At 33.4% G+C, this 21,198-nt stretch carries 19 protein-coding genes; 10 read left to right on the top strand and 9 right to left on the bottom strand.

Going from position 1 to position 21,198, the window contains the following annotated elements:
• Nucleotides 1-8: 8 nt before the first annotated feature.
• From ACIDC4_RS09020 to dusB, 9 genes are all read left to right on the top strand, one after another.
• Nucleotides 9-380, top strand: coding sequence for an ApeI family dehydratase (locus tag ACIDC4_RS09020; protein ID WP_194615057.1), 372 nt, complete (start codon nt 9-11; stop codon nt 378-380).
• A gap of 2 nt (nt 381-382) precedes the next feature.
• Entirely contained in the window at nt 383-868 is a 486-nt protein-coding gene (locus tag ACIDC4_RS09015) for a hypothetical protein (RefSeq protein WP_412042803.1), read from the top strand.
• A 19-nt stretch (nt 869-887) separates the two neighbouring features.
• The gene (locus ACIDC4_RS09010) at nt 888-2,075 is read left to right on the top strand and encodes a DUF2062 domain-containing protein (protein WP_412042804.1); all 1,188 of its coding nucleotides are present in this window, start codon (nt 888-890) and stop codon (nt 2,073-2,075) included.
• A 169-nt stretch (nt 2,076-2,244) separates the two neighbouring features.
• Entirely contained in the window at nt 2,245-5,925 is a 3,681-nt protein-coding gene (locus ACIDC4_RS09005; RefSeq protein ID WP_412042805.1) for an MMPL family transporter, read from the top strand.
• A 1-nt stretch (nt 5,926) separates the two neighbouring features.
• On the top strand, nt 5,927-7,447 hold the full coding sequence (locus ACIDC4_RS09000; protein ID WP_412042806.1) for a phytoene desaturase family protein: 1,521 nt from the start codon (nt 5,927-5,929) through the stop codon (nt 7,445-7,447).
• A 98-nt stretch (nt 7,448-7,545) separates the two neighbouring features.
• The gene (gene fic / locus ACIDC4_RS08995) at nt 7,546-8,100 is read left to right on the top strand and encodes a protein adenylyltransferase Fic (RefSeq protein WP_412042807.1); all 555 of its coding nucleotides are present in this window, start codon (nt 7,546-7,548) and stop codon (nt 8,098-8,100) included.
• Between the two features lie 27 nt (nt 8,101-8,127).
• A complete protein-coding gene (locus ACIDC4_RS08990; RefSeq protein WP_412042808.1) occupies nt 8,128-9,798 on the top strand; it encodes a C45 family autoproteolytic acyltransferase/hydrolase in 1,671 nt (556 codons plus the stop codon).
• Nucleotides 9,795-11,093 (top strand): flexirubin biosynthesis putative acyl-CoA ligase FlxY, encoded by a 1,299-nt coding sequence (gene flxY, locus ACIDC4_RS08985; RefSeq protein WP_412042809.1) that lies wholly within the window; start codon nt 9,795-9,797, stop codon nt 11,091-11,093. The genes ACIDC4_RS08990 and flxY overlap by 4 nt, the downstream gene beginning before the upstream one ends.
• A gap of 267 nt (nt 11,094-11,360) precedes the next feature.
• Nucleotides 11,361-12,353 carry a tRNA dihydrouridine synthase DusB gene (gene dusB / locus ACIDC4_RS08980; protein ID WP_412042810.1) on the top strand — a complete coding sequence of 331 codons (993 nt, stop codon included), beginning with the start codon at nt 11,361-11,363 and terminating at the stop codon, nt 12,351-12,353.
• A gap of 87 nt (nt 12,354-12,440) precedes the next feature.
• Here the strand turns inward: dusB and ACIDC4_RS08975 are convergent, their stop codons facing one another.
• The 6 genes from ACIDC4_RS08975 to rbfA all read right to left on the bottom strand — a co-directional run bounded on the left by ACIDC4_RS08975 (nt 12,441) and on the right by rbfA (nt 16,984).
• Nucleotides 12,441-12,719 carry a Txe/YoeB family addiction module toxin gene (locus ACIDC4_RS08975; RefSeq protein WP_230034159.1) on the bottom strand — a complete coding sequence of 93 codons (279 nt, stop codon included), beginning with the start codon at nt 12,717-12,719 and terminating at the stop codon, nt 12,441-12,443.
• Nucleotides 12,720-12,727: 8 nt separating this feature from the next.
• Nucleotides 12,728-12,985, bottom strand: a complete 258-nt coding sequence (locus ACIDC4_RS08970; RefSeq protein ID WP_230034158.1) for a type II toxin-antitoxin system Phd/YefM family antitoxin — start codon at nt 12,983-12,985, stop codon at nt 12,728-12,730.
• 134 nt (nt 12,986-13,119) lie between these two features.
• Complete coding sequence (locus tag ACIDC4_RS08965; protein WP_412042811.1) at nt 13,120-13,728, bottom strand: N-acetylmuramoyl-L-alanine amidase family protein; 609 nt, start codon at nt 13,726-13,728, stop codon at nt 13,120-13,122.
• Between the two features lie 62 nt (nt 13,729-13,790).
• Nucleotides 13,791-15,218 carry an MATE family efflux transporter gene (locus ACIDC4_RS08960; RefSeq protein WP_412042812.1) on the bottom strand — a complete coding sequence of 476 codons (1,428 nt, stop codon included), beginning with the start codon at nt 15,216-15,218 and terminating at the stop codon, nt 13,791-13,793.
• A gap of 172 nt (nt 15,219-15,390) precedes the next feature.
• Nucleotides 15,391-16,590, bottom strand: coding sequence for an ABC transporter permease (locus ACIDC4_RS08955; protein ID WP_412042813.1), 1,200 nt, complete (start codon nt 16,588-16,590; stop codon nt 15,391-15,393).
• A 1-nt stretch (nt 16,591) separates the two neighbouring features.
• The gene (rbfA, locus tag ACIDC4_RS08950; RefSeq protein ID WP_055097718.1) at nt 16,592-16,984 is read right to left on the bottom strand and encodes a 30S ribosome-binding factor RbfA; all 393 of its coding nucleotides are present in this window, start codon (nt 16,982-16,984) and stop codon (nt 16,592-16,594) included.
• A 239-nt stretch (nt 16,985-17,223) separates the two neighbouring features.
• Here rbfA and ACIDC4_RS08945 point away from each other — a divergent pair, with 239 nt between their 5' ends.
• Entirely contained in the window at nt 17,224-17,643 is a 420-nt protein-coding gene (locus ACIDC4_RS08945; RefSeq protein ID WP_412042814.1) for a CBS domain-containing protein, read from the top strand.
• A 48-nt stretch (nt 17,644-17,691) separates the two neighbouring features.
• Here ACIDC4_RS08945 and ACIDC4_RS08940 read toward each other — a convergent pair whose 3' ends face one another.
• Genes ACIDC4_RS08940 through ACIDC4_RS08930 form a run of 3 tightly spaced genes read right to left on the bottom strand, consistent with a single transcriptional unit; the run spans nt 17,692 to nt 21,148 of the window.
• On the bottom strand, nt 17,692-18,975 hold the full coding sequence (locus ACIDC4_RS08940; RefSeq protein WP_412042815.1) for a murein hydrolase activator EnvC family protein: 1,284 nt from the start codon (nt 18,973-18,975) through the stop codon (nt 17,692-17,694).
• A gap of 23 nt (nt 18,976-18,998) precedes the next feature.
• Complete coding sequence (gene lolB1, locus ACIDC4_RS08935) at nt 18,999-19,781, bottom strand: lipoprotein insertase outer membrane protein LolB1 (RefSeq protein ID WP_412042816.1); 783 nt, start codon at nt 19,779-19,781, stop codon at nt 18,999-19,001.
• A gap of 14 nt (nt 19,782-19,795) precedes the next feature.
• A complete protein-coding gene (locus ACIDC4_RS08930; protein WP_412042817.1) occupies nt 19,796-21,148 on the bottom strand; it encodes a tetratricopeptide repeat protein in 1,353 nt (450 codons plus the stop codon).
• Nucleotides 21,149-21,198 lie beyond the last annotated feature (50 nt).

The following is a 21,198-nucleotide window of genomic DNA, read 5'->3' as shown; positions in this document are numbered from 1 at the left end:
ATACAAATATGGTTTTAAAAGACTTTTATAAAGTGCTTTCGGAGGAAAAAACAGGAGATGCTAAATTTAATATTCGTATATTAGTTAATGCCAATCATGAGGTTTTTAAAGGTCATTTTCCAGGAAACCCAATTATGCCGGGCGTTTGCATGATTCAGATAATTAAAGAACTTACAGAATCGATTACCAAAAGTACTTTGATGATTCAGACGCTTACGAATGTAAAATTTATGGCATTGATCAATCCGGAAACGAATCCGGAATTGCGTTTAGAACTTGATATAACTACCACAGAGGATGATTTGGTAAAGGTGAAAAACACCACATATTTTAATGATACCGTTGCTTTAAAATTAAGCAATGCGTATAAAAAACTATAATTATGAAATTACTATTGTCAATACTCTTATGGATAAATTTTGCAGGAAATCCCGATTTAGCCTCCATTCGAAAGGTATATCCTGACGTTGCAAAATCAGAAGCAAACGCTAAGGAATTTACAGAAAAACTTTCCGGAATTTCGAACAGCGATGAGAAAATTTTAGTGGCTTACAAAGCGGCTTCAATTTTGGTCGATTCTAAATTCGAAAACTTAATAGGAAGCAAAATTTCCCGTTTTAAAGAAGGTGCAAAACTTCTTGAAGCTACTTTAAAAAGTGATCCCAACAACATCGAAATCAGAATGATTCGATTGAGTATTCAGGAAGATGTTCCTGGAATTACAGGTTATAAAAAGAACATCAAAGAAGATAAAAAATTTATTACGGAACATTACGCTGAACAAAGTGGTGTTTTAAAGGAATACCTAAAAAACTTTGTTTTGCAATCGAAAAGTTTCTCTGAAAAAGAGAAGCAATTTGTAAAGTAGGTCAAGAAAAAAATCCCAAATGCAACCAACTTTTTCTCAGCAGGAATTACTAAATTCGACCAATTTTTGTGTTATTGTGCCCACGTACAATAATCATAAAACGTTGAAAAAAGTACTGGATTCTATTTTAGATTTTACTTCTAATATTATTATCGTCAATGACGGTTCTACAGATACAACAAACGAAATTTTAAAACAGTATTCGGAGCTTACTCAAATTCATCATCCTCGAAATATAGGAAAAGGAAGAGCGCTCCGAAATGGTTTTAGAAAAGCAATTGAAATGCATTTCGAATATGCCATTACGATCGATTCTGATGGACAGCATTTTGCATCAGATATTCCCAATTTTATTGCAGCCATTCAAAAAGAACCAAATTCTTTATTGATTGGAAGCCGTAATATGACACAGGAAAATGTACCGAAGAAAAGTAGTTTTGGTAATAAATTTTCGAATTTCTGGTTCAAGTTCGAAACCGGAATTGCTCTTGAAGATACACAATCCGGATTTAGATTATATCCGTTAAAGCTCATTCCGAAACAATTTTACACCAATAAATTTGAGTTCGAAATTGAAGTCATTGTACGATCTGCGTGGAAAGGAATCGTGGTAAAAAATATTCCAATTCAGATTTTGTATGATCCCGCAGAACGTGTTTCGCATTTTCGACCTTTCAAAGATTTTACCCGAATTAGTATTCTAAATACTGTTTTGGTTCTCAACGCGTTGTTGTACATCAAACCGAGAGATTTTTTTAGAAGAGCAAAAAAAAAAGGTTTTAAAAAATTCTTTCTCGAAGATATCTTAGAAAGTTCTGATTCTAATTTCAAAAAATCAGCGGCAATTGCTTTGGGTATTTTTATCGGGATTTCTCCTTTTTGGGGATTTCAAACTGTTTTGCTTTTTACTTTCGCAGCTTTGTTCAGGCTCAATAAAGTCATAGCTTATCTGGCTTCGAATGTAAGTTTTCCGCCGTTTATTCCTTTTGTTATTTACGGTTCTCTAAAAATGGGAAGTTACTTTGTTTCGAATGATGCGCCACTAATTTTAGACAGTTCGGTTACACTCGATGATATTCAAAAAAATGCCACGCAATATATCGTGGGAAGTCTTATTTTAGCATCCGTTTTGGCGCTGACTTTTGGCTTAATAAGTTATTTACTTTTAACAGCTTTTAGTTCTAACAATAATAAAAAAATTACGTAAAAGTTTGCCACAGATTAAAAGATTAAACTGATTTTAAATCCCGAGTCAGTTCGCCACGAATTTCACGAATTAATTTGTGCTAATTTGTGAAATTTGCGGCTAAAAAAAATCATTTTAATCCTTTATCCCGATAGCTATCGGGAGTGGCAACAAAAATTAAAAAATAACCATGCATCAATACTTCTACGCCATTCACTTGTTTGTAAACCGACGAAAAAAATTATCGGTGGTATTGGCTATTTTGATGCTTTTGGTATTTGGATTTTTTGCTTCCCGAATTAAGTTTGAGGAGGACATTACCAAACTTATCCCAACAAACAATAAGGCAGATGTTACGGCAAAAGTCTTGAAACAACTCAACTTTGCTGACAAAATCACCGTTATTTTTAAATTGGATAAAAACGGAACGGAAGAAGATTTAAAAGAAATGGCTACTATTTTTTCAGATAGTGTTGCCAAATCCTGCAAACCTTACGTTACCGGAATTCAGGGAAAAATTGATGAAGAAAACATTCAGGAAACCATCGATTTTGTCTACAATAATTTACCGCTTTTTCTGGAGAATAAAGATTATGCGACGATTCAGAACAAGCTTCAAAAAGACAGTATTGCGGCGACGGTTCAGGGAAATTACAAATCGATAATTTCTCCATCCGGATTTGTAACCAAAGATTTTATTCTGCAAGATCCCTTGGGCATTTCTTTTATCGCTTTAAAAAAATTACAACAATTAAATATTGGCGACGATTTTACACTCAACAATGGTTTTGTCATGACCAAAGACAAAAAGAAATTGTTGCTTTTTATTACCTCAAATCTTCCGTCGAGCGAAACGGAAAAGAATACGATTTTTGCCGAAAAACTAAAATCAATTCAGGATAATTTAAATACAAAATTCAAAGGCAAAACCTCGATTAGTTATTTTGGTTCGGCTTTGATTGCGGTTGCCAATGCCAATCAAATCAAAAGCGATATCATCTTAACGACAACAATCGCGATGATTACGCTGATGCTGATCTTGATTTTGTTTTATCGAAAAGTGTTGATTCCGCTGATCATTTTTCTTCCAACAGTTTTTGGCGCTTTGTTTGCCGTAGCCTTTTTATATTTTGTGAAAGAGCAAATCTCCGCCATTTCTCTCGGAATTGGATCTATTTTATTAGGAATCACAATCGATTATTCGATACACATTCTAACTCATTACAAACATAACAGCGACGTAAAAACGTTATACAAAGATATTACAATGCCGGTTATTATGAGCAGTTCTACAACTGCTGTTGCATTTTTATGTTTGCTTTTTGTAAAGTCAGATGCGTTGAATGACCTCGGGATTTTTGCCGCCGTAATTGTCATGGTAACGGGTATTTTCTCTCTTTTGATTGTTCCGCATTTATATAAACCGAAAGAAAATAATTTCGAACATAAGAAAAATGTCATCGATAAACTGGCGCATTTCTCTTTTCACAACAATAAATATCTGATTGGATTTTGTGTTCTAATTACCATTATTTGCTGTTTTACCTATAATAATGTGGGCTTCAATAACGATTTATCACAATTGAATTTTGTTCCGAAGGAAATAAAAGCAGCCGAAAAAGATCTGGAAGAAAGCACGAGCTTAACCTCCAAAACCATTTATGTGGCTTCGTACGGGAAAAGTATGGAGGAAGTTTTACAAAACAACTCTCAGCTTTTTGCCGATTTATCGAAGGAAAAACAAACGAACAAAATATTGAATTTCAGTTCCGTTGGCGGCATTATGCTTTCGCAAAAGGAGCAGCAACAGAAAATCGAAAAATGGAATTCGTTTTGGGACAACAATAAAAAACAACTTTTAGAATCTGAATTGATTGCCGAAGGTTCAAAACTAGGTTTTAAACCAACCACTTATTCTGCTTTTTTTGATCATTTAAATTTTAATTTCAAACCTATTTCAGCTTCAGAATATCTGAAAATTCAGGCTTTACAACTAAAAGAATTTGTAACCGAAAAAAATGGATTTTTCACGATTTCTACTTTGGTAAAAGTAACGCCTGAACAACGAGATGCTTTTGTAAAATCGGCTTCCGCCAAAAATAATCTCATTGCAATTGATCGTCAGCAAATGAACGAAACGTTTTTCAGTACCTTAAAAACCGACTTTAATTCGTTGGTTAATTATTCGTTTGTTGCTGTAATACTGATTTTATTTTTCTTTTTCCGCAGAGTCGAATTGGTTATTGTAAGTTGTATCCCAATTGCTTTAACCGGAATTGTGACGGCGGGAATTATGGGCATCTTTGGCATCCAAATGAACATTTTTAGTATGATTGTTTGTACGCTGATTTTTGGGCACGGTGTCGATTTTAGTATTTTCATGACAAGCGCACTTCAAAAAGAATATACCAACGGAAAAAATGAAATTGCGATTTACAGAACTTCGATAATCCTGGCGGTTATCACGACTATTTTAGGAATTGGCGCCATGATTTTTGCACGTCATCCGGCGTTGCGCTCTATCTCATCGGTTTCTTTAATTGGGGTTTTTGCCGCACTGATTATTACGTTTATTTTCTACCCGATTCTTTTTAAACTCTTTATATCCAATCGTGCGAAAAAAGGAAATCCTCCTTTTGTATTACGCACTTTTATACACGGTATTATTTCGTTTACGTATTACGGACTTGGCGGTATTTTGATGTCTCTTTTCAGCATCACCATTATGCCAATTCTTCCTATAAAGGAAAAAACGAAAATGAAAGCATTTCGTTTTTGCATTTCAAGATTCATGAATTCGGTATTGTATTCAAATCCGTTTTTGCATAAAAAAGTCATTAATAAGTTTAATGAAAACTTCGAAAAACCAGCAATAATTATTGCCAATCACTCGTCGTTTATCGATATTCTGGCAATGGGAATGTTGAGTCCAAAAATTATATTTCTGGTAAACGACTGGGTTTACAATTCTCCTATTTTTGGCGGAACAGTTAGAAAAGCAGGTTTTTATCCGGTTTCTGAAGGTCTTGAAGGCGGCGTTGAACATTTGCGCCAAAAAGTAAAAGAAGGATATTCGCTTATGATTTTCCCGGAAGGAACACGTTCTATAAGCAATCAGATCAATCGTTTTCATAAAGGTGCTTTTTATTTGGCAGAAGAATTTAATCTGGATATTATTCCTGTTTTAATTCATGGTGCTTCAGAAGCGATTCCAAAAGGCGATTTTGTCATTCATCACAGTCATGTTACGCTATCTATTTTAGAAAGAATTTCACCTGATAATCTTTCTTTTGGGAAAAATTATGCCGAAAGAACGAAACTATTAAGTGCTTATTTTAAAGAACAATTTCATAAAGTGCGTCAGGAATTAGAAGGTCCCGATTATTTCAAAAAAATGGTCATTCACAGTTATGATTACAAAGAAATTGAAATCACCAACAGTGTCAATAGCGATTTAAAACATAATTTAGAAACCTATTATCGTCTCAACAAGCACCTTTTGGCGAAAGCCAAAATATTGCACTTAGCCAATGATTACGGACAACTAGACGTTTTATTGACCTTGCAGGAACCACAGCGAAAAGTAGTTTCTTTTATTGCTGATGAAGAAAAACTAGCAGTAGCCAAAACAAATTATTTCCTTAAAAAGAGAAAAATCTCTTATTTGGATCATCTCGAATTGTCTTTAGAAAATCAATACGATGCTGTTTTAATTTCTGATGAAAATTATAAAGAGGATCTGGAGAAAATCATTTCTACCACTTCTTGTGTTATTTTAATTAATAGTTCCCGTTTAAAAAACACTTTAATTAACTTTGGTTTTCAATCAGTTGCAGAAGAAAATTCTATAATCGTATTAAAGAAAAATTAGCATGAAAGAGCAATACGATGTAGTAATTGTAGGCAGCGGTTTAGGCGGATTGGTCTCGGCAATTATTCTGGCAAAAGAAGGATACAGCGTTTGTGTGCTTGAAAAAAACAATCAATACGGCGGAAATCTGCAAACTTTTGTACGTGATAAAACTATTTTTGATACCGGAATTCATTATATAGGAGGTTTGCAAGAAGGACAAAATCTATACAAATATTTTAAGTATTTGGGAATCATGGATCATCTTAATCTGAAAAAATTAGATGAAAATGGTTTTGATATTATTTCTTTTGAAGATGATGAAAACGAATATCCGCATGCACAGGGTTATGATAATTTCGCCAATCAGTTAGTGAAATTTTTCCCTGATGAAAAAGCCAATATTGAAGAATATTGCAAAAAAATAAAAGATATTTGTGAATGTTTTCCCCTTTATAATTTAGAATGGGAAGGCAAATACGATAATGAAATTTTAGGGCTTAACGCCAAAGAAACGATCGAGGAATGTACCCAGAATGAAAAATTAAAAGCGGTTTTATCGGGTTCTAATTTTTTGTATGCGGGTATTGCTGACAAATCGCCTTTTTATGTTCATGCGCTTTCTGTAAACTCCTATATTCAGAGTTCGTGGCGCTGCATCAATGGCGGAAGTCAGATTACAAAGCAGCTTTTGAAACAGCTTAAAAAATACGGTGGAGAATTTTATAAATACAAAGAAGTTACGAAATTTAATGTAGAAAACAACAGGGTTACTTTCGTAGAAATGAAAGACGGAACTCAGGTTTCAGGTTCTTATTTCATCTCGAACATTGAACCCAAAACTACTTTGAAACTGGCTGGCGAAGAAAACTTTAGAAAATCATTTTACAGCAGGGTTCAAAGTCTTGAAGGCGTTATTTCGGCTTTCAGTTTATACATTGTTTTTAAACCTGAAACCTTTAAATACATCAATCACAATCATTATCATTTCAAAAAAAGTTCCGAAGTCTGGACCGCTCATGACTATGACGAAAACTCCTGGCCAAAAGCTTTTATGGCTTCTATGAATGCCTCAAAAAAACAGGAAGAATGGGCCGAAGGGATGACGTTTATCACCTACATGAAATACGACGATGTCGCGCCCTGGATGGAAACTTTTAACACAACGGTTGATAAAAATGACCGCGGAGAAAGTTATGAAGAATTTAAATCCAGAAAAGCAGCTAAATTTTTGGACGAAATCGAGATAAAATTCCCCGGTATCAGAGATTGTATTCGATCTGTTCACACTTCTACTCCACTTTCTTATCGGGATTATATAGGTGGTGACAACGGAAATATGTACGGATATGTTAAAGATTCGAATAATCCGATGAAAACCCTCATTCCGTCAAAAACCAAGCTGGATAATTTATATCTTACGGGCCAAAGTATTAATATGCATGGAGTTCTTGGCGTAACGATTGGCGCGGTTGTAACCTGCTCAGAAATTCTTGGAAAAGAATATTTAGTAACTAAAATTAATGAAGCATCTGATATGTAATTCATCAGAACATGACTCCGAAACGAAAACTTTAAATTCAGAATTTTAGGAATTAAATTGTAATTTTGATTTCGACTTAAATTTGGTACAAAATCTCTATGAAAAATATTGACAAGAACAGTTTAGAAAATGCCTATCGATTATTTGAATCGAATGATATAGACAAAATAGAAGTAGGTACAACCAAAGGTCTTAAGGCAATTCACCATTATTTATTTCATCCTTTATATGATTTTGCCGGCGAAATAAGAAAACTCAATATTTCAAAAGGCGGTTTTAGATTTGCAAATGCATTATATCTTAATGAAATTCTAGTGAAGATTGAGCAAATGCCAGAAAACACTTTTGAAGAAATTATTGCTAAATATGTTGAGATGAATATTGCTCATCCTTTTATGGAAGGTAATGGCAGATCTATGAGAATATGGCTGGATATGATTCTAAAAAAGCAACTCAATAAAGTTGTCAACTGGCAATTCGTTGACAAAACTCTTTATTTACAGTCAATGGAAAGAAGTCCTATTAACGATTTGGAATTAAGAACTTTATTAAAGGAAAATCTAACTGACGAAGTTAACAATAGAGAAGTTATTTTTAAAGGAATCGAACAATCATATTACTATGAAGGTTATGAGAAAGGTAGCAATGAATGAGTTCATTATTCTTGGATAGGTATAAATATGAAAAGCCGGATTAATTTATTTTTTTTCGTTGTTTTTTTGTTGATGTTGGCGTCTTGCGGAACATCAAAATCTATGCATCATCTTCCTGAAACTTCTCAATACAATGCTGCAAAACCAGTTGTAATAAAACAATCTGACAGTGTTTTTGCATCAGGAAAAAATTCACTTTTAAAAAATAAACAAGGTCTTTGGGAATTATACGTTGAAGGCGATCCTCTTGAAATTGGTCTTAATACCGGAGCTTTATCTGATTCTCTTTTAAAAAATCAGGAACATATTTTTTTCTCTAAAATAAAGGATATTGTTCCTTCAAAATTTCAGCAGCGACTTCTTCGAAATTTTCTAAAATGGTACAACAGGAAATTATATACGAATGTTCCTGAAGAATATCAAACCGAGATTTTTGGTGTTTCGCAATATACCTCGCATGACTTTGACAACATTGCACCACAATATCAGCGCAGTTTGTATTTGCATGCCGCGCATGATATCGGTCACGCATTGCAGGATTTAGCTTTGGTTGGCTGCTCCTCTTTTGCTGCCTGGGGAGAAAAATCTGAAGATGGAAATTTAATTCTTGGTCGTAATTTTGATTTTTATGTGAATGACGCTTTCGCGGAAAATAAAATCGTAGCGTTTATAAACCCGAAAGAGGGTCACCAATTTATGATGGTTACCTGGCCTGGAATGGTTGGTGCCGTTTCCGGAATGAATATCGAAGGTTTAACCGTTACAATAAATGCTTCGAAATCTAAAATTCCGTTGATTGCCAAAACACCGATTTCGATCCTGACACGTGAAATTTTACAACACGCCAAAAACATTGACGAAGCGATTGCGATTGCCAAAAAAAGGGAAGTATTTGTTTCAGAATCTATTATGGTGGGAAGTGCAAATGACAACAAAGCTATTTTGATTGAAGTTTCGCCCAAAAAAATGGATGTTTACGATGTTCCAAATAGTGATCAGCTATTTTGTGCGAATCATTTTCAGGGAGAAGATTTAAAAAACGAAAAACGAAATCAGTTGCAAATTGCCAACAGTCATTCAGAATATCGTTTTGAAAGAATGCAGGAACTTTTTGCAGAAAACCCGAAAATCAATCCTAAAATTGCTTCTGAAATTCTACGAAATAAAGACGGCTTAAAGAATATTCCTTTGGGTTATGGCAACGAAAAAGCCCTGAATCAGTTGATGGCGCATCATGGTGTTATTTTCAAACCAAAAGAAAAACTGGTTTGGGTATCGGCAAATCCGTATCAATTGGGAGAATTTGTTTGTTATAATCTGGATTCTGTTTTTAAAGAAAAAAAAATGAATCCTGTCGTTTATTCTTTTCAACAAAAAAACTTAGACATTCCTAAAGATCCATTTCTGGAAACCATTCAATACAAAAACTATCAGAAATTTAGAATTGAAGACGATAAAATAGATTTATATCTCAAAAATAAAGACGTTATTAGTCCTGAATTTATTCAACAATATCAATCCCTAAACCCTGATTATTGGGTTGTGTATTACAAAGCAGGGTTGTACTTTTATCAAAAAAAAGAATATAAGCTTTCTCAGACTTATTTTGAAAAAGCATTAACCAAAGAAATTACAACAGTTCCTGATAAAACAGCAATTGAAAAATATTTAAAAAAAATCAAAAGAAAATTACAATGATTCCATTAATAGAAAAAGATTCTTTAGAAGAAATTAAAAATTTTCAAGAGCAGAAATTAGCCGAACTTTTACAATATATCAGTCAAAATTCTCCTTTTTACAAACGTCTTTTTGCAGGACAAAATATTGATATTTCGAAGGTTAAAACACTCGAAGATTTACAATATTTACCTGTTACGACAAAAGAAAATCTACAAGAATACAACGATGATTTTTTGTGTGTTCCTCAAAACAAAATCATCGATTATGCATCGACTTCAGGGACTTTAGGAGATCCGGTAACTTTTGGCTTAACCGATTCTGACTTAGACCGACTGGCTTATAATGAAGCCATTTCGTTTGCCTGCGCCGGAATTGCAGAGGGCGATGTGGTACAATTAATGACTACAATCGACAGAAAATTTATGGCTGGACTGGCTTATTTTCTGGGATTACGAAAATTAAAAGTGGGTGTTATTCGTGTTGGCGCGGGAATTCCGGAATTGCAATGGGATTCTATTTTAAAATATAAACCTTCTTATTTAATTACCGTTCCATCATTTTTATTAAAATTAATTGAATATGCCGAAGCGCACGGAATTGACTATAATAATTCGAGCATAAAAGGGGCAATTTGCATTGGAGAATCGCTAAGAAATCAGGATTTTTCGATGAACATTTTGTCCAATAAAATCACTGAAAAGTGGAATATTAAGTTATTCTCAACTTATGCTTCGACAGAAATGAGCACTGCTTTTACAGAATGTGAACATGGCGTTGGCGGTCATCATCATCCGGAATTGATTATCGTTGAAGTTCTCGACGAAAATAATATTCCTGTAAAAGACGGAGAAATTGGCGAATTGACTTTTACCACGTTAGGGATTGAAGCCATGCCTTTATTGCGTTTTAAAACCGGAGATATTGTACAGTTACACAACAGTCCTTGCGCTTGCGGAAGAAATACGTTGCGTGTTGGACCTGTGGTTGGACGTAAAAAACAAATGATCAAATACAAAGGCACAACGCTTTATCCGCCAGCTATGAACGATGTTTTGAGTGGTTTCGACAATATCGAAAATCATATTATTGAGATCTCTACCAACGATTTGGGAACTGATGAAATCCTGATAAAAATCGCTGCAAAAAATCAATCTGCTGAATTTTTACAGGAAATAAAAGATCACTTCAGAGCCAAATTAAGAGTAACCCCAAAAATAGAATTCGCCTCAAAAGAAACTTTAAATCCTTTGGTTTTTAACCCAATGAGTCGAAAACCTATTCGATTTTTTGATTACAGGAAAACTACCATATAATTTTTTTCACCATATAAGTTAAAATTTGTGGTAATTGTACGTTTTATTAAATGAACATATAAGTTCATATTGTGGCTATGTATTATATGATTTTATTAAACAAACCTATATGACTTATTTTTCATCATCATAAAGTTTTTATTAATCTCATTTTATTTAAATGAACTTATATAACTTATATGGTTTAATTTCAACCCTTTGAACCTCACTATGAATGTTTTGCTGTGAATTAAACTAAATGTTGTAATTTTGCACAAAATATTGAAGATGGTCAAGATTGGCAACATAGAATTACCCGAATTTCCTTTATTACTCGCACCGATGGAAGATGTTAGTGATCCGCCGTTTCGCAGATTATGCAAAACGCACGGTGCTGACATGATGTATTCTGAATTTATTTCATCAGAAGGATTAATTCGCGATGCTATCAAAAGCAGAATGAAGCTGGATATTTTTGATTACGAACGTCCGGTTGGAATTCAGATTTTTGGTGGTGATGAAGAAGCAATGGCGCTTTCGTCTAAAATTGTTTCTACGGTAAAACCTGATTTAGTGGATATTAATTTTGGATGTCCGGTAAAAAAAGTAGTTTGTAAAGGTGCAGGAGCCGGAGTTCTAAAAGATGTAGATTTGATGGTTCGTTTGACAAAAGCGGTTATCAGAAGTACTGATTTACCTGTAACGGTAAAAACACGTTTAGGCTGGGATGATAACTCGATCAACATTGATGAAGTTGCTGAAAGACTTCAGGATATTGGTGTTCAGGCTTTGACGATTCACGCCAGAACCCGCGCACAAATGTATAAAGGCCACGCCGACTGGTCGCACATTGCACGTGTAAAAAATAATCCTAAAATTACAATGCCTATTTTTGGAAATGGCGATATCGACAGTCCTGAAAAAGCATTAAAATATAAAAACGAATACGGTATTGACGGGATCATGATTGGTCGTGCGGCAATTGGTTATCCGTGGATTTTTAACGAAATCAAACATTATTTTAAAACGGGTGAGCACTTACCTGCTCCAACTGTTGCGGATCGTGTAGAAGCCGCCAGAAACCACCTTATGTGGTCAATGGAATGGAAAGGTGAACGTTTAGGGATTGTTGAAATGCGTCGTCATTATACCAATTATTTTAAAGGAATTCATTCGTTTAAAGAATACAAACAAAAACTGGTTACAACTGATGAACCTGAAAATCTTTTTGCAATTATGAAAGAAATTGAACAGGTTTATGCGGGATATGAATTTGTTTAAAAACATATATAATATTTGTCAAATTTTAAAACTTTGGCAAAGATCTAAAATGCAAAAGACCTTCAAAAATTTGAAGGTCTTTTGCATTTATTTATCATCATAATGAAATCGACATTGCAGGATGATACATTTTTGATCAATGCCTTTTGTTCCTGAAACTTTATAAACTAATCGATGTTCGCCGTTAATTCGTCTTGACCAAAAACTTTTTAAATCATGACGTAAAGGTTCTGGCTTTCCAATACCTTTAAATGGATTTTCCCGTATTGACTTTATTAATTCTTTTATTTTTATCGCTGTGTCAGTGTCGTTTTCAATCCAATATTCAAATTCTTCCCAACCATTCTTAGTAAAACAAATATCCATACTATCAGTTACAATTCGTCTATATTATATGATATAAGTTTTCCTTTTTCTAATTGTTCAATAGATTCACTAAGCCTATTTCTATTTGCTTTAGTTGATAATAAATGTTGTGTTTCTAATATTGAATTGTATTCTTTCATAGAAATTATTACAACTGCATCTTCCTCTGTATTTCTTGGAACAACAATTATTTCTGATGATTCAGATACTTCATCAAAATAATTTTTTATATTTTTTCTTAGAGTAGAAATAGTAATAGCTTTCATAGTTGTTGTACTTTAAGTTGTACATACAAAAGTACAATATTTAGCTTTAAATAAATATCTTTGTATAAGATTTAACTTTGAAATAAAAAAGACCTTCAAAATTTTGAAGGTCTTTCGTTTTTATATAAGTTTTTTTACTTTACAGATTCTAAAATTTTTGAAGCAATTTCATTTTGACCTTTTGCGCTAGTTATATAATTTCTGTCTTTTTCATTAGACAAAAACCCTATTTCTAAAGTCATTATAGGACAGTTAGCGTTTTTTAATAAATAAAAAGGTGCTTCAGTAGTATTTCTTTTTACAAGATTTCCGGTCGCTGCTATTTTATCAATTATTATTTCAGCAATCGCTTTCGACTTATCTTTAAATATTTCATTCGCAGGAACATATGCCTGAACTCCATTAGCCATCATATTTGAATTAGAGTTGACATGTAATGAAATTACCAGATCTGGTTTTAGGTTGTTAATTATGGAAACTCTTTCTTTTAATTCCATACTAATATCACCGTCACGAATTAAAACAATTTCAACATCAGCACTATTGTTTTGTTCTTTTATTCTTTTTGCGATTGTTTCAGTGATGGCTTTTTCTTCGAAACCGTAAAGATCCGCACCAACATCATAACCACCGTGTCCGGCATCAATTACAATTGTTTTTTTACCTTCTAAAGGTTTGAAAGCTACAACTGCAAACAATGCAAGAAATGTCAAGAATCCTAAAAATTTAGTTTTGGTTTTCATAATGCTATATTTTGGTTATTAATCTTTAACGCAGAAATATAAGAAATAGTACACAAAACAACCTAAACCTCAATACGTTTCCACTTCCCTCTTTTGTAAAAGAAAATACTCGCTAATGTTATAGCAGTTTCTGCAACCGGAATCGCGATGAAAACACCTGTTGGCCCCATATTAAAATGTTTTGCCAGTACATAAGCAAGTGGAATTTGAAACAACCAAAACCCAAAGAAATTAATTCCTGTTGGTGTCCAGGTATCTCCTGCTCCGTTGAAAGTGTTGATTAAAACCATTCCTATTCCGTAAAAGATAAATCCGATGCTCATGATTTGTAAGGCTTCTACAGCTATTGTTTTTACCAATTCGTCATTGGTGAAAAACGAAATAATATACTTTCCGAAACATAATGTAATCACCATGATTGTTGCCATAAAAATAACATTATATCTGGCCGTTGTATAAACTGATTTTTCGGCACGATCGATTTGTTTGGCGCCTAAATTTTGTCCTACCAAAGTTGCAGCGGCATTACTTAATCCCCAAGCCGGAAGAATAAAAAACATCATAATTCTAAGTGCTGTTTGATATCCTGCTGATCCGTGATCACCTCCGGTTGTGGCTACTAATTGCGCCAGAAAAATCCAGCTGCAAGACGCAATAACAAACTGCAAAACTCCCGGAGCAGCAATTTTTACCAATGCTTTTATCTGATCAAAATCTGGAATGAAGTATGAAATTTTAATTTTCAAAGCACCATTTCCAAAAAACAAATGATACACCTGATATAGTACTCCAATGCTTCTTCCTAAAGTGGTCGCAATTGCGGCACCCGTTAATCCAAAAGCGGGAACCGGACCAAAACCGTTAATTAATATTGGACATAAAATAATATTGCAAATATTGGCTAACCAAAGACTTTTCATGGCAATTGCCGCATTTCCGGCTCCACGAAATATTCCGTTAATCAGGAATAAAAGCATAATACATAAGCTTCCGCCAATCATAATTTGTGTAAAAATGTAACCATGTTCTGCTGCATCTTCTGATGCGCCCATGAGAATCAAAATTTCTTTGGCATAAATAACGCCCAGAATACTAATTATGGTGTTAATTACAAATGCCACTATAATCGCCTGCATTCCTGCCTTTGCTGCAGCAACAGGATCTTTTTCGCCAATACGTCGTGCTACAACTGCTGTTGCCGCCATACTCATCCCAATTGCGACTGAATATATAATAGCAAGTACCGATTCTGTTAAACCAACAGTTTGAATGGCAAAACTACTGTGCTCTAAATGTCCGACGAAATAGAGATCGACCAAGGCAAAAACAGATTCCATCATCATTTCTAAAACCATCGGAATGGCCAATAGAATAACGGCTTTTTTGATGCTGCCTACGGTATAATCAAAAGATTCATCTCCTTTGATTGCTTGTTTTAATGTGGTGAAAACTTTAGAAAATAAACTTTTCTGTATTGTTGTTTCTGTCATGATATGTTAGGATAAATGATAATATTAGTCCGGATGCAATGATCTGAACTGAAGAAAAATAAACGTAAGTATCCTAATTATTCAAGAAAATAAAATAGGATTAGGCAGAAACAATCATAAACTGTAGTTTTTTAAGAGGATAAATATAAGTAATATTTTTTAGTAGGAAATACTAATCCAATAACTTTTTGCTTACACGGCTGCTGGCAATTAAAGAAGCCACAAAACCAAGTGATACAATTGTTGCCATCACTATAAGTACGTTTTCAAGATTGAAAACTACGGGATATGCCAAGGTTGGCGTGATCATAATGAGTTCGTATTGTTGTTGCAACAGTACTAAAATGATACCGAGAACAAGGCCAATTATACCTCCAAAAATACTTAGCAAAGTTCCCTGAAGCAGGAATATTTTTCGCAGACTATTGATTTCTGTTCCCAGATTAAAAAGGGTTTTAAGGTTTCCTTTCTTCTCTAAAATCATCATAATCAATGCGCCAACTAAATTAAAAAGTGCCACAATAATCACCAGAGTAAAAATCAGGTAAACCACTATATTCTCTGTATTCAGCATTTTATACAAAGACTCGTTCAGTTGTGCCCTGTTTTTTATGGTAATTTTATTATTGAAAATAGTATTCAGTTTAGCACTGATCGCATTTTCATTTGCACCTTCTTTCAGATTAAATTCGATTCCTGAAATTTGATTCGGCTTGTACATTAATAATTCCTGTGCCAAACCCAAATCTGCAAAAACATATTTTGAATCTAAATCTTCACTAATCGAATAAATCCCAACTGGCAAAACATCTGTTTTATTAAATGCTTCTTCGGGATTTTCGATTGCTCCTTTTCCTGGTTTTGGTGCAAATATTTGAAGAGGATTTTCGAAATCAAGAATTCCCATCGAAAAATCCTGAGCAATTCCGTAACCAATAACAACCTGATAAGTGTCTGGTTTGAGCCAATCTCCGTTAAAGAGTTTTTTTTTGATATCGTTAACTACGGGATAGTTTCGATCGACACCTTTTAGGTAAGTAACCTGCTGCTTGTCTTTAAATAAAAACAAAACACGTTCTTCGATAATTTTGGTATACAAAACAACTCCGTCAATCTTTTTAATTTGATTTTCCTGGTCTGGCGTAATCAAAAACGATTTTCCGTAAGTACTGGTAATTTTAAGATCGGGATCTATCTCGTTTGTAAACGAAAGGCTAAAAACTTTTAAACCGCTAAAAACAGATAAAACCACAAACAAAGCCATTGTGCCAACAATAATTCCCATGCTGGCAATGCGATTAATAATATTGATAGCATTGTTTTTACTTCTGCTAAAAATATAACGTTTGGCTATGTAAAGGGGGAAATTCAATTTATGATTTTCTTCTTTTTTCTAAAAGATCACGATTTTCAATTGGGTTTTCTCTGTTTGATAAAGCATTATCGATTTTTTCGATATAATCAAGAGAGTCATCAATAAAGAATACCAAGTTTGGTACACGACGCAATTGCAAACGAACACGTTGTGATAAATCGTGCTTAATTAGAGTTGAATTTGATTTTATACCTTCTAAAGTTTCTTTGGCTTTGTCCTGAGGAAAAATGCTTAAATACACTGTTGCCACAGATAAATCTGAAGTAACACTAACTTTGGATACCGAAATTACCAAATTACTAATTCCGTTTTTTCTCACTTCACCTTGCAAAATATCAACCAAATCTTTCTGGATGACACCGCCTATTTTTTTCTGTCTATTTGTTTCCATAGTGCAAAAATACTATTTTAAATTTCAATCGATACAATTTCAAATGAACAATAGAATGATTTTTATCTTCTAATGTGTTTTATCCTTTATAAAGTTACAATTTCGATTGTCATTTTCAATAAAAACATAAAAAATGCGGTCTTTAAAATTCAACTTAACTATATCTCAAAGGTGACAAAAATCATATTATTTATGAGAAAAATGAGACATATTTGATGTAACCTTAAAACATATTAATTATGAAAAAAAGAGAACCAATTAGTCACATCATGACTAAAAGTGTCGTTACTGTAAACGAAAATGACGGCCTTAGAAAAGTAGTTGAAAAATTAAAAAAACACAATATTCGTCACATCCCGATTGTTCGAAGCAAAGAGGTAGTTGGAATTATTAGCCGAACAGATATTAACAGATTAACTTTTGGAGCTTTGTTCGAAGGGCAAGAGGGTGCTGATGAAGCCATTCTGGATATGTTGACCATTGCTCAGGTCATGACATCAAAACCAAAAACAATATCATCTGATACCAATATAAAGGATTCGGCAGAAATTTTTGTGAAAGAAGAATTTCACGCTCTTCCGGTGGTAGATAACGGAGAGCTTAAAGGTATCGTTACTACAACTGATATTTTAAGGTATTTTTTAGAACAATATGATTAACCAAAAAACCAACCCACGAAAAAGGGAGCTAATTTAGCTCCCTTTTTTTTATCTGTTTTGCAACCATCCCTCAGGATTGTTATTTGATGTATTTTGAATAATCAAAAACTTAATAATTGTTTTTCCGGTGTCTCCACTTGTTCTTACTTTTCCAAGAACTTGTTTCACTTTTACTTTATCACCTTGCTCAACAGATACCGAACTTAGGTTTTGATATACTGTAAAGTAATCTCCATGCTGAATAAAAACAGCTCTGTTTACGGGCGACAAGGCGATAACTTTTGATACTACTCCTTCAAATACAGCACGTGCACTTGCTCCTTGTTCTGTTGTAATCTCTACTCCGGAATTATGAACTGTAAGTGTTGGATATAAGGGATGTGGCTGATCTCCGTAACCAAGAGATATAAATCCTTTTTCTACCGGCCAAGGCAGTTTCCCTCTATTGGCTTTAAAATCGGCAGCCAGGATTTTACCTTCCGGTGTTAATGTAATTCTATCAGATGAATAAGTTTTAGGTGATGAAGCTTCTGCTTTCTCTGCTTCACTGGCTTTACCTTCTGCAATTCTTTTACGTCTTTCTTCTTCGGCTCTTTTATTCGCTAATCTAATTTGTTCACGAATAAGCTCCTTAATTTTAGCATCGATTTTTCTCGATTCTTGTTGTTTCGCTCTTGTATCGGCAATAATTTTACTTTTATCTTTTTTGATTGAGTTAACTAATTTTTGCTGTTCTTGCTTTTCAACTTCTAAGCTTTGTTTCTCTTTTTGATTTTCGGCAATAATTTTTTTCTTAACCTGTCTTTGTCCATCCAATTTAGCATTGTAATCAACTAACTGCGCGGTTTTTGATTGAATTTCTAAACCTTGATTTTTTCTAAAATTGGTATATTGTTTTAAATATTGTGCTCTTTTATACGCTTGCAAAAAGCTTTCTGATGACAAAATAAACATGGCCCGGCTTTGCTCAGATCGACTTTTATATGATTTTAAAATCATTTTTGCATAATCTGCTTTTAATACCTCAAGTTCTTTTTTTAATTTATTAACCTTAACCTGATTAATATACATATCATTACTTAAAAGTTTTTCTTGTTTTGCTGTAGTATTAATCAGTTTCTCTTTAAGTTTAATTTTATTCGCCTGAATCAAAAAAACATTTACTGCTGATTTTTCTTTTTTCTTTACAGACTGCAACATTTTTTCGTTGTCTCTAATTTCCTGTTGAATCTGAGCTTTACGCTGTTCAAGTTTTTCTTGTTGCGAATCATCTTGCGCCCACATAAATGTAGTGGCACATATAAAAATTAGGCTTAGGAGAAATTTTGGCATGTTTGTGTTTTCTTTTTGCAAATTTACTTAATTATAACTTTTTTATAACCACTTGGTACGCTATATGGAAAAGAAAGTTCTTCATTAAATGAAATATTATTGTAATTCAAATTAATATTGGTTTTCCCTTTTGGCTGAATTGCATTAATTTCGATACTCGTTGGAAGTGTTCCCTGATTAAAAACTTTGCTGTCACCATACGAAATTTGTAACATTCTGTTTTCTGCAGGCTGCGAAATCTCTTCTTTTTGCACCAAATATTTCTCTGCATCCAGATAGAAAGCTTTCTTTATATTAGTTTCTTTTAGATCTTCTAATTTAAAAAGGTTGTCTACAATTGTTTGGGTATATTTTCCTTTTCTTAAATCATCAAGTGCTTCTCCTACTAATAAATTCTGCACTTTGCTATAATCCAATTCAGTTCCCAGCCATTTGCTTAAACTGGTAAAATCGCCTTCGTAATAGGTACTGTTTATTTTTTCGTAATAACTTACTGTAGTTGGTGTTATCAAAGCTTTTGCCATTGTAATTCCTAAAAAACGAACACTTACCAGGATCTGTTTGTCTTTTTCGATTCTAATGTCGGCTGTAACATTTTGACTTTGTTTTTCGTCAGCATATCTCGCGCTGGCTTTTATGTATAAAGTCGAAAAATCTAACTTATTATCGTAATGTTTCTCAACTGCTTTTTTGTCTTCTTTTGTAATAACTTCAGCATTGCCGTTATTATTTTGTACTGCAACTGCCTTTGATTTACAAGAAACCATAAAAGCGGTCAACAATACTAGTGCTATATATTTTTTCATCTGAATTTAGTCTTTTACTTTTTTTTCTTTAATAACTCATTTGCCTTCAAAAAGTATTCCTCTTTTTTCTTAGCATCTCCCAGACCATTGTATGCTTCTCCTAATTGAATATTAAAATTTGCTTCGAGCGCTTTATCATCAACAACATAATCGAGTCCCATTTCTAAAACGGTTTTTGCGTTTTTAAATTGTTTTAACTGATTGTTTCCTAAACCAGCATAATAATAAAATTGAGGCTGACTAGGATATACATCAATCATATTCATCGCTCTTTTTGTCATGGGTTCAAATTGTTTTGCCTGCGCATAAGCTTCAAGCAATAACAAATTGGATTCGCGATCTGTATCTGAATTTGATTTTAAATCTTTCTCATAATACTTAATTGCATTCTCAAACTGACCTTTGCTATGATAAAATTTCCCTACCTCTTTTGCAACATCAATTTCTTTATCATTATCAAAATAGGCAATTGCTTTCTCTAAATCAGGAGCATATTGCGGATTTTTATTCACATAGATCAAAAATTCATTTAAGGTACGATGCTTAATTTTTGAATCAATTTTTGAACTTGATAAAATTACATTCATCGCCTTAATGGCTTTATCTGACTGGTTTGCATCTATATAAACTTTAAACAAACTCACTTGCGCCCACTCCGATGTTGGGATTTCTTTTGCCAATTGCTTTGCAACTTCTAATGCTTTATCAGTTTCTTCAGCTTTTGAATATAAGAAAATCAGATTGATATAATTCGCTTCTTCTTTTGGACTCTTTTTTATCTGATCGATCAAATTTGTGATTTCGGCATTTTGATATTTCCCCTGAGATAAAATTTGCATTTTATAACGGTCACGATCTTCTGATTTTCCGAATTTATCATTCATTTCATTGATCGTTACAAGTGCTTTGTCAAACTGATTGGTAATCATGTACAACGAAATCAAATCATCTTTGTATTCTTCATCAAAAACAGCAATTTTCTGAATGGTTTCAATAGCCAAAGGATAATTTTTCGTTTCGTAGCTTACATCATAAATTCCTAACCAGTACCATTTATTTTTTGGATCTAATTGTGTTGCTTTTTCAAACGAATCCTGTGCGTTTCGATAATCTTTTAATGATAGATAATTTTTGCCTAATTCAAAATAAGCTACAGCATCATTGGGTTTTAGCTTTACACATTTATCTAGTGATGCTATTGCTTTATCATAATTTTCAATTCCTTTTTGTTTTAATGATTCATAAAAAGCATCCTGATATTCATCGGTTGCCATAGCAATATCCTCCGGTTCTGTTTGTGCCATAACCGAAACTGGATTGCCAAGCAAAACGAAAAATAAAATGACTATAACTCCTTTTTGTATCATCTCTATAATTTAATCTTTAAACAAAAACGAATCTTTTTGAGCCTACCGAA

Origin of the sequence: Flavobacterium sp. C3NV (assembly GCF_046825355.2) — a bacterium.
Classification (GTDB): domain Bacteria; phylum Bacteroidota; class Bacteroidia; order Flavobacteriales; family Flavobacteriaceae; genus Flavobacterium.
Note: the sequence above shows the minus strand (reverse complement) of the source record. Positions and strands in the feature narration are given on the sequence as shown.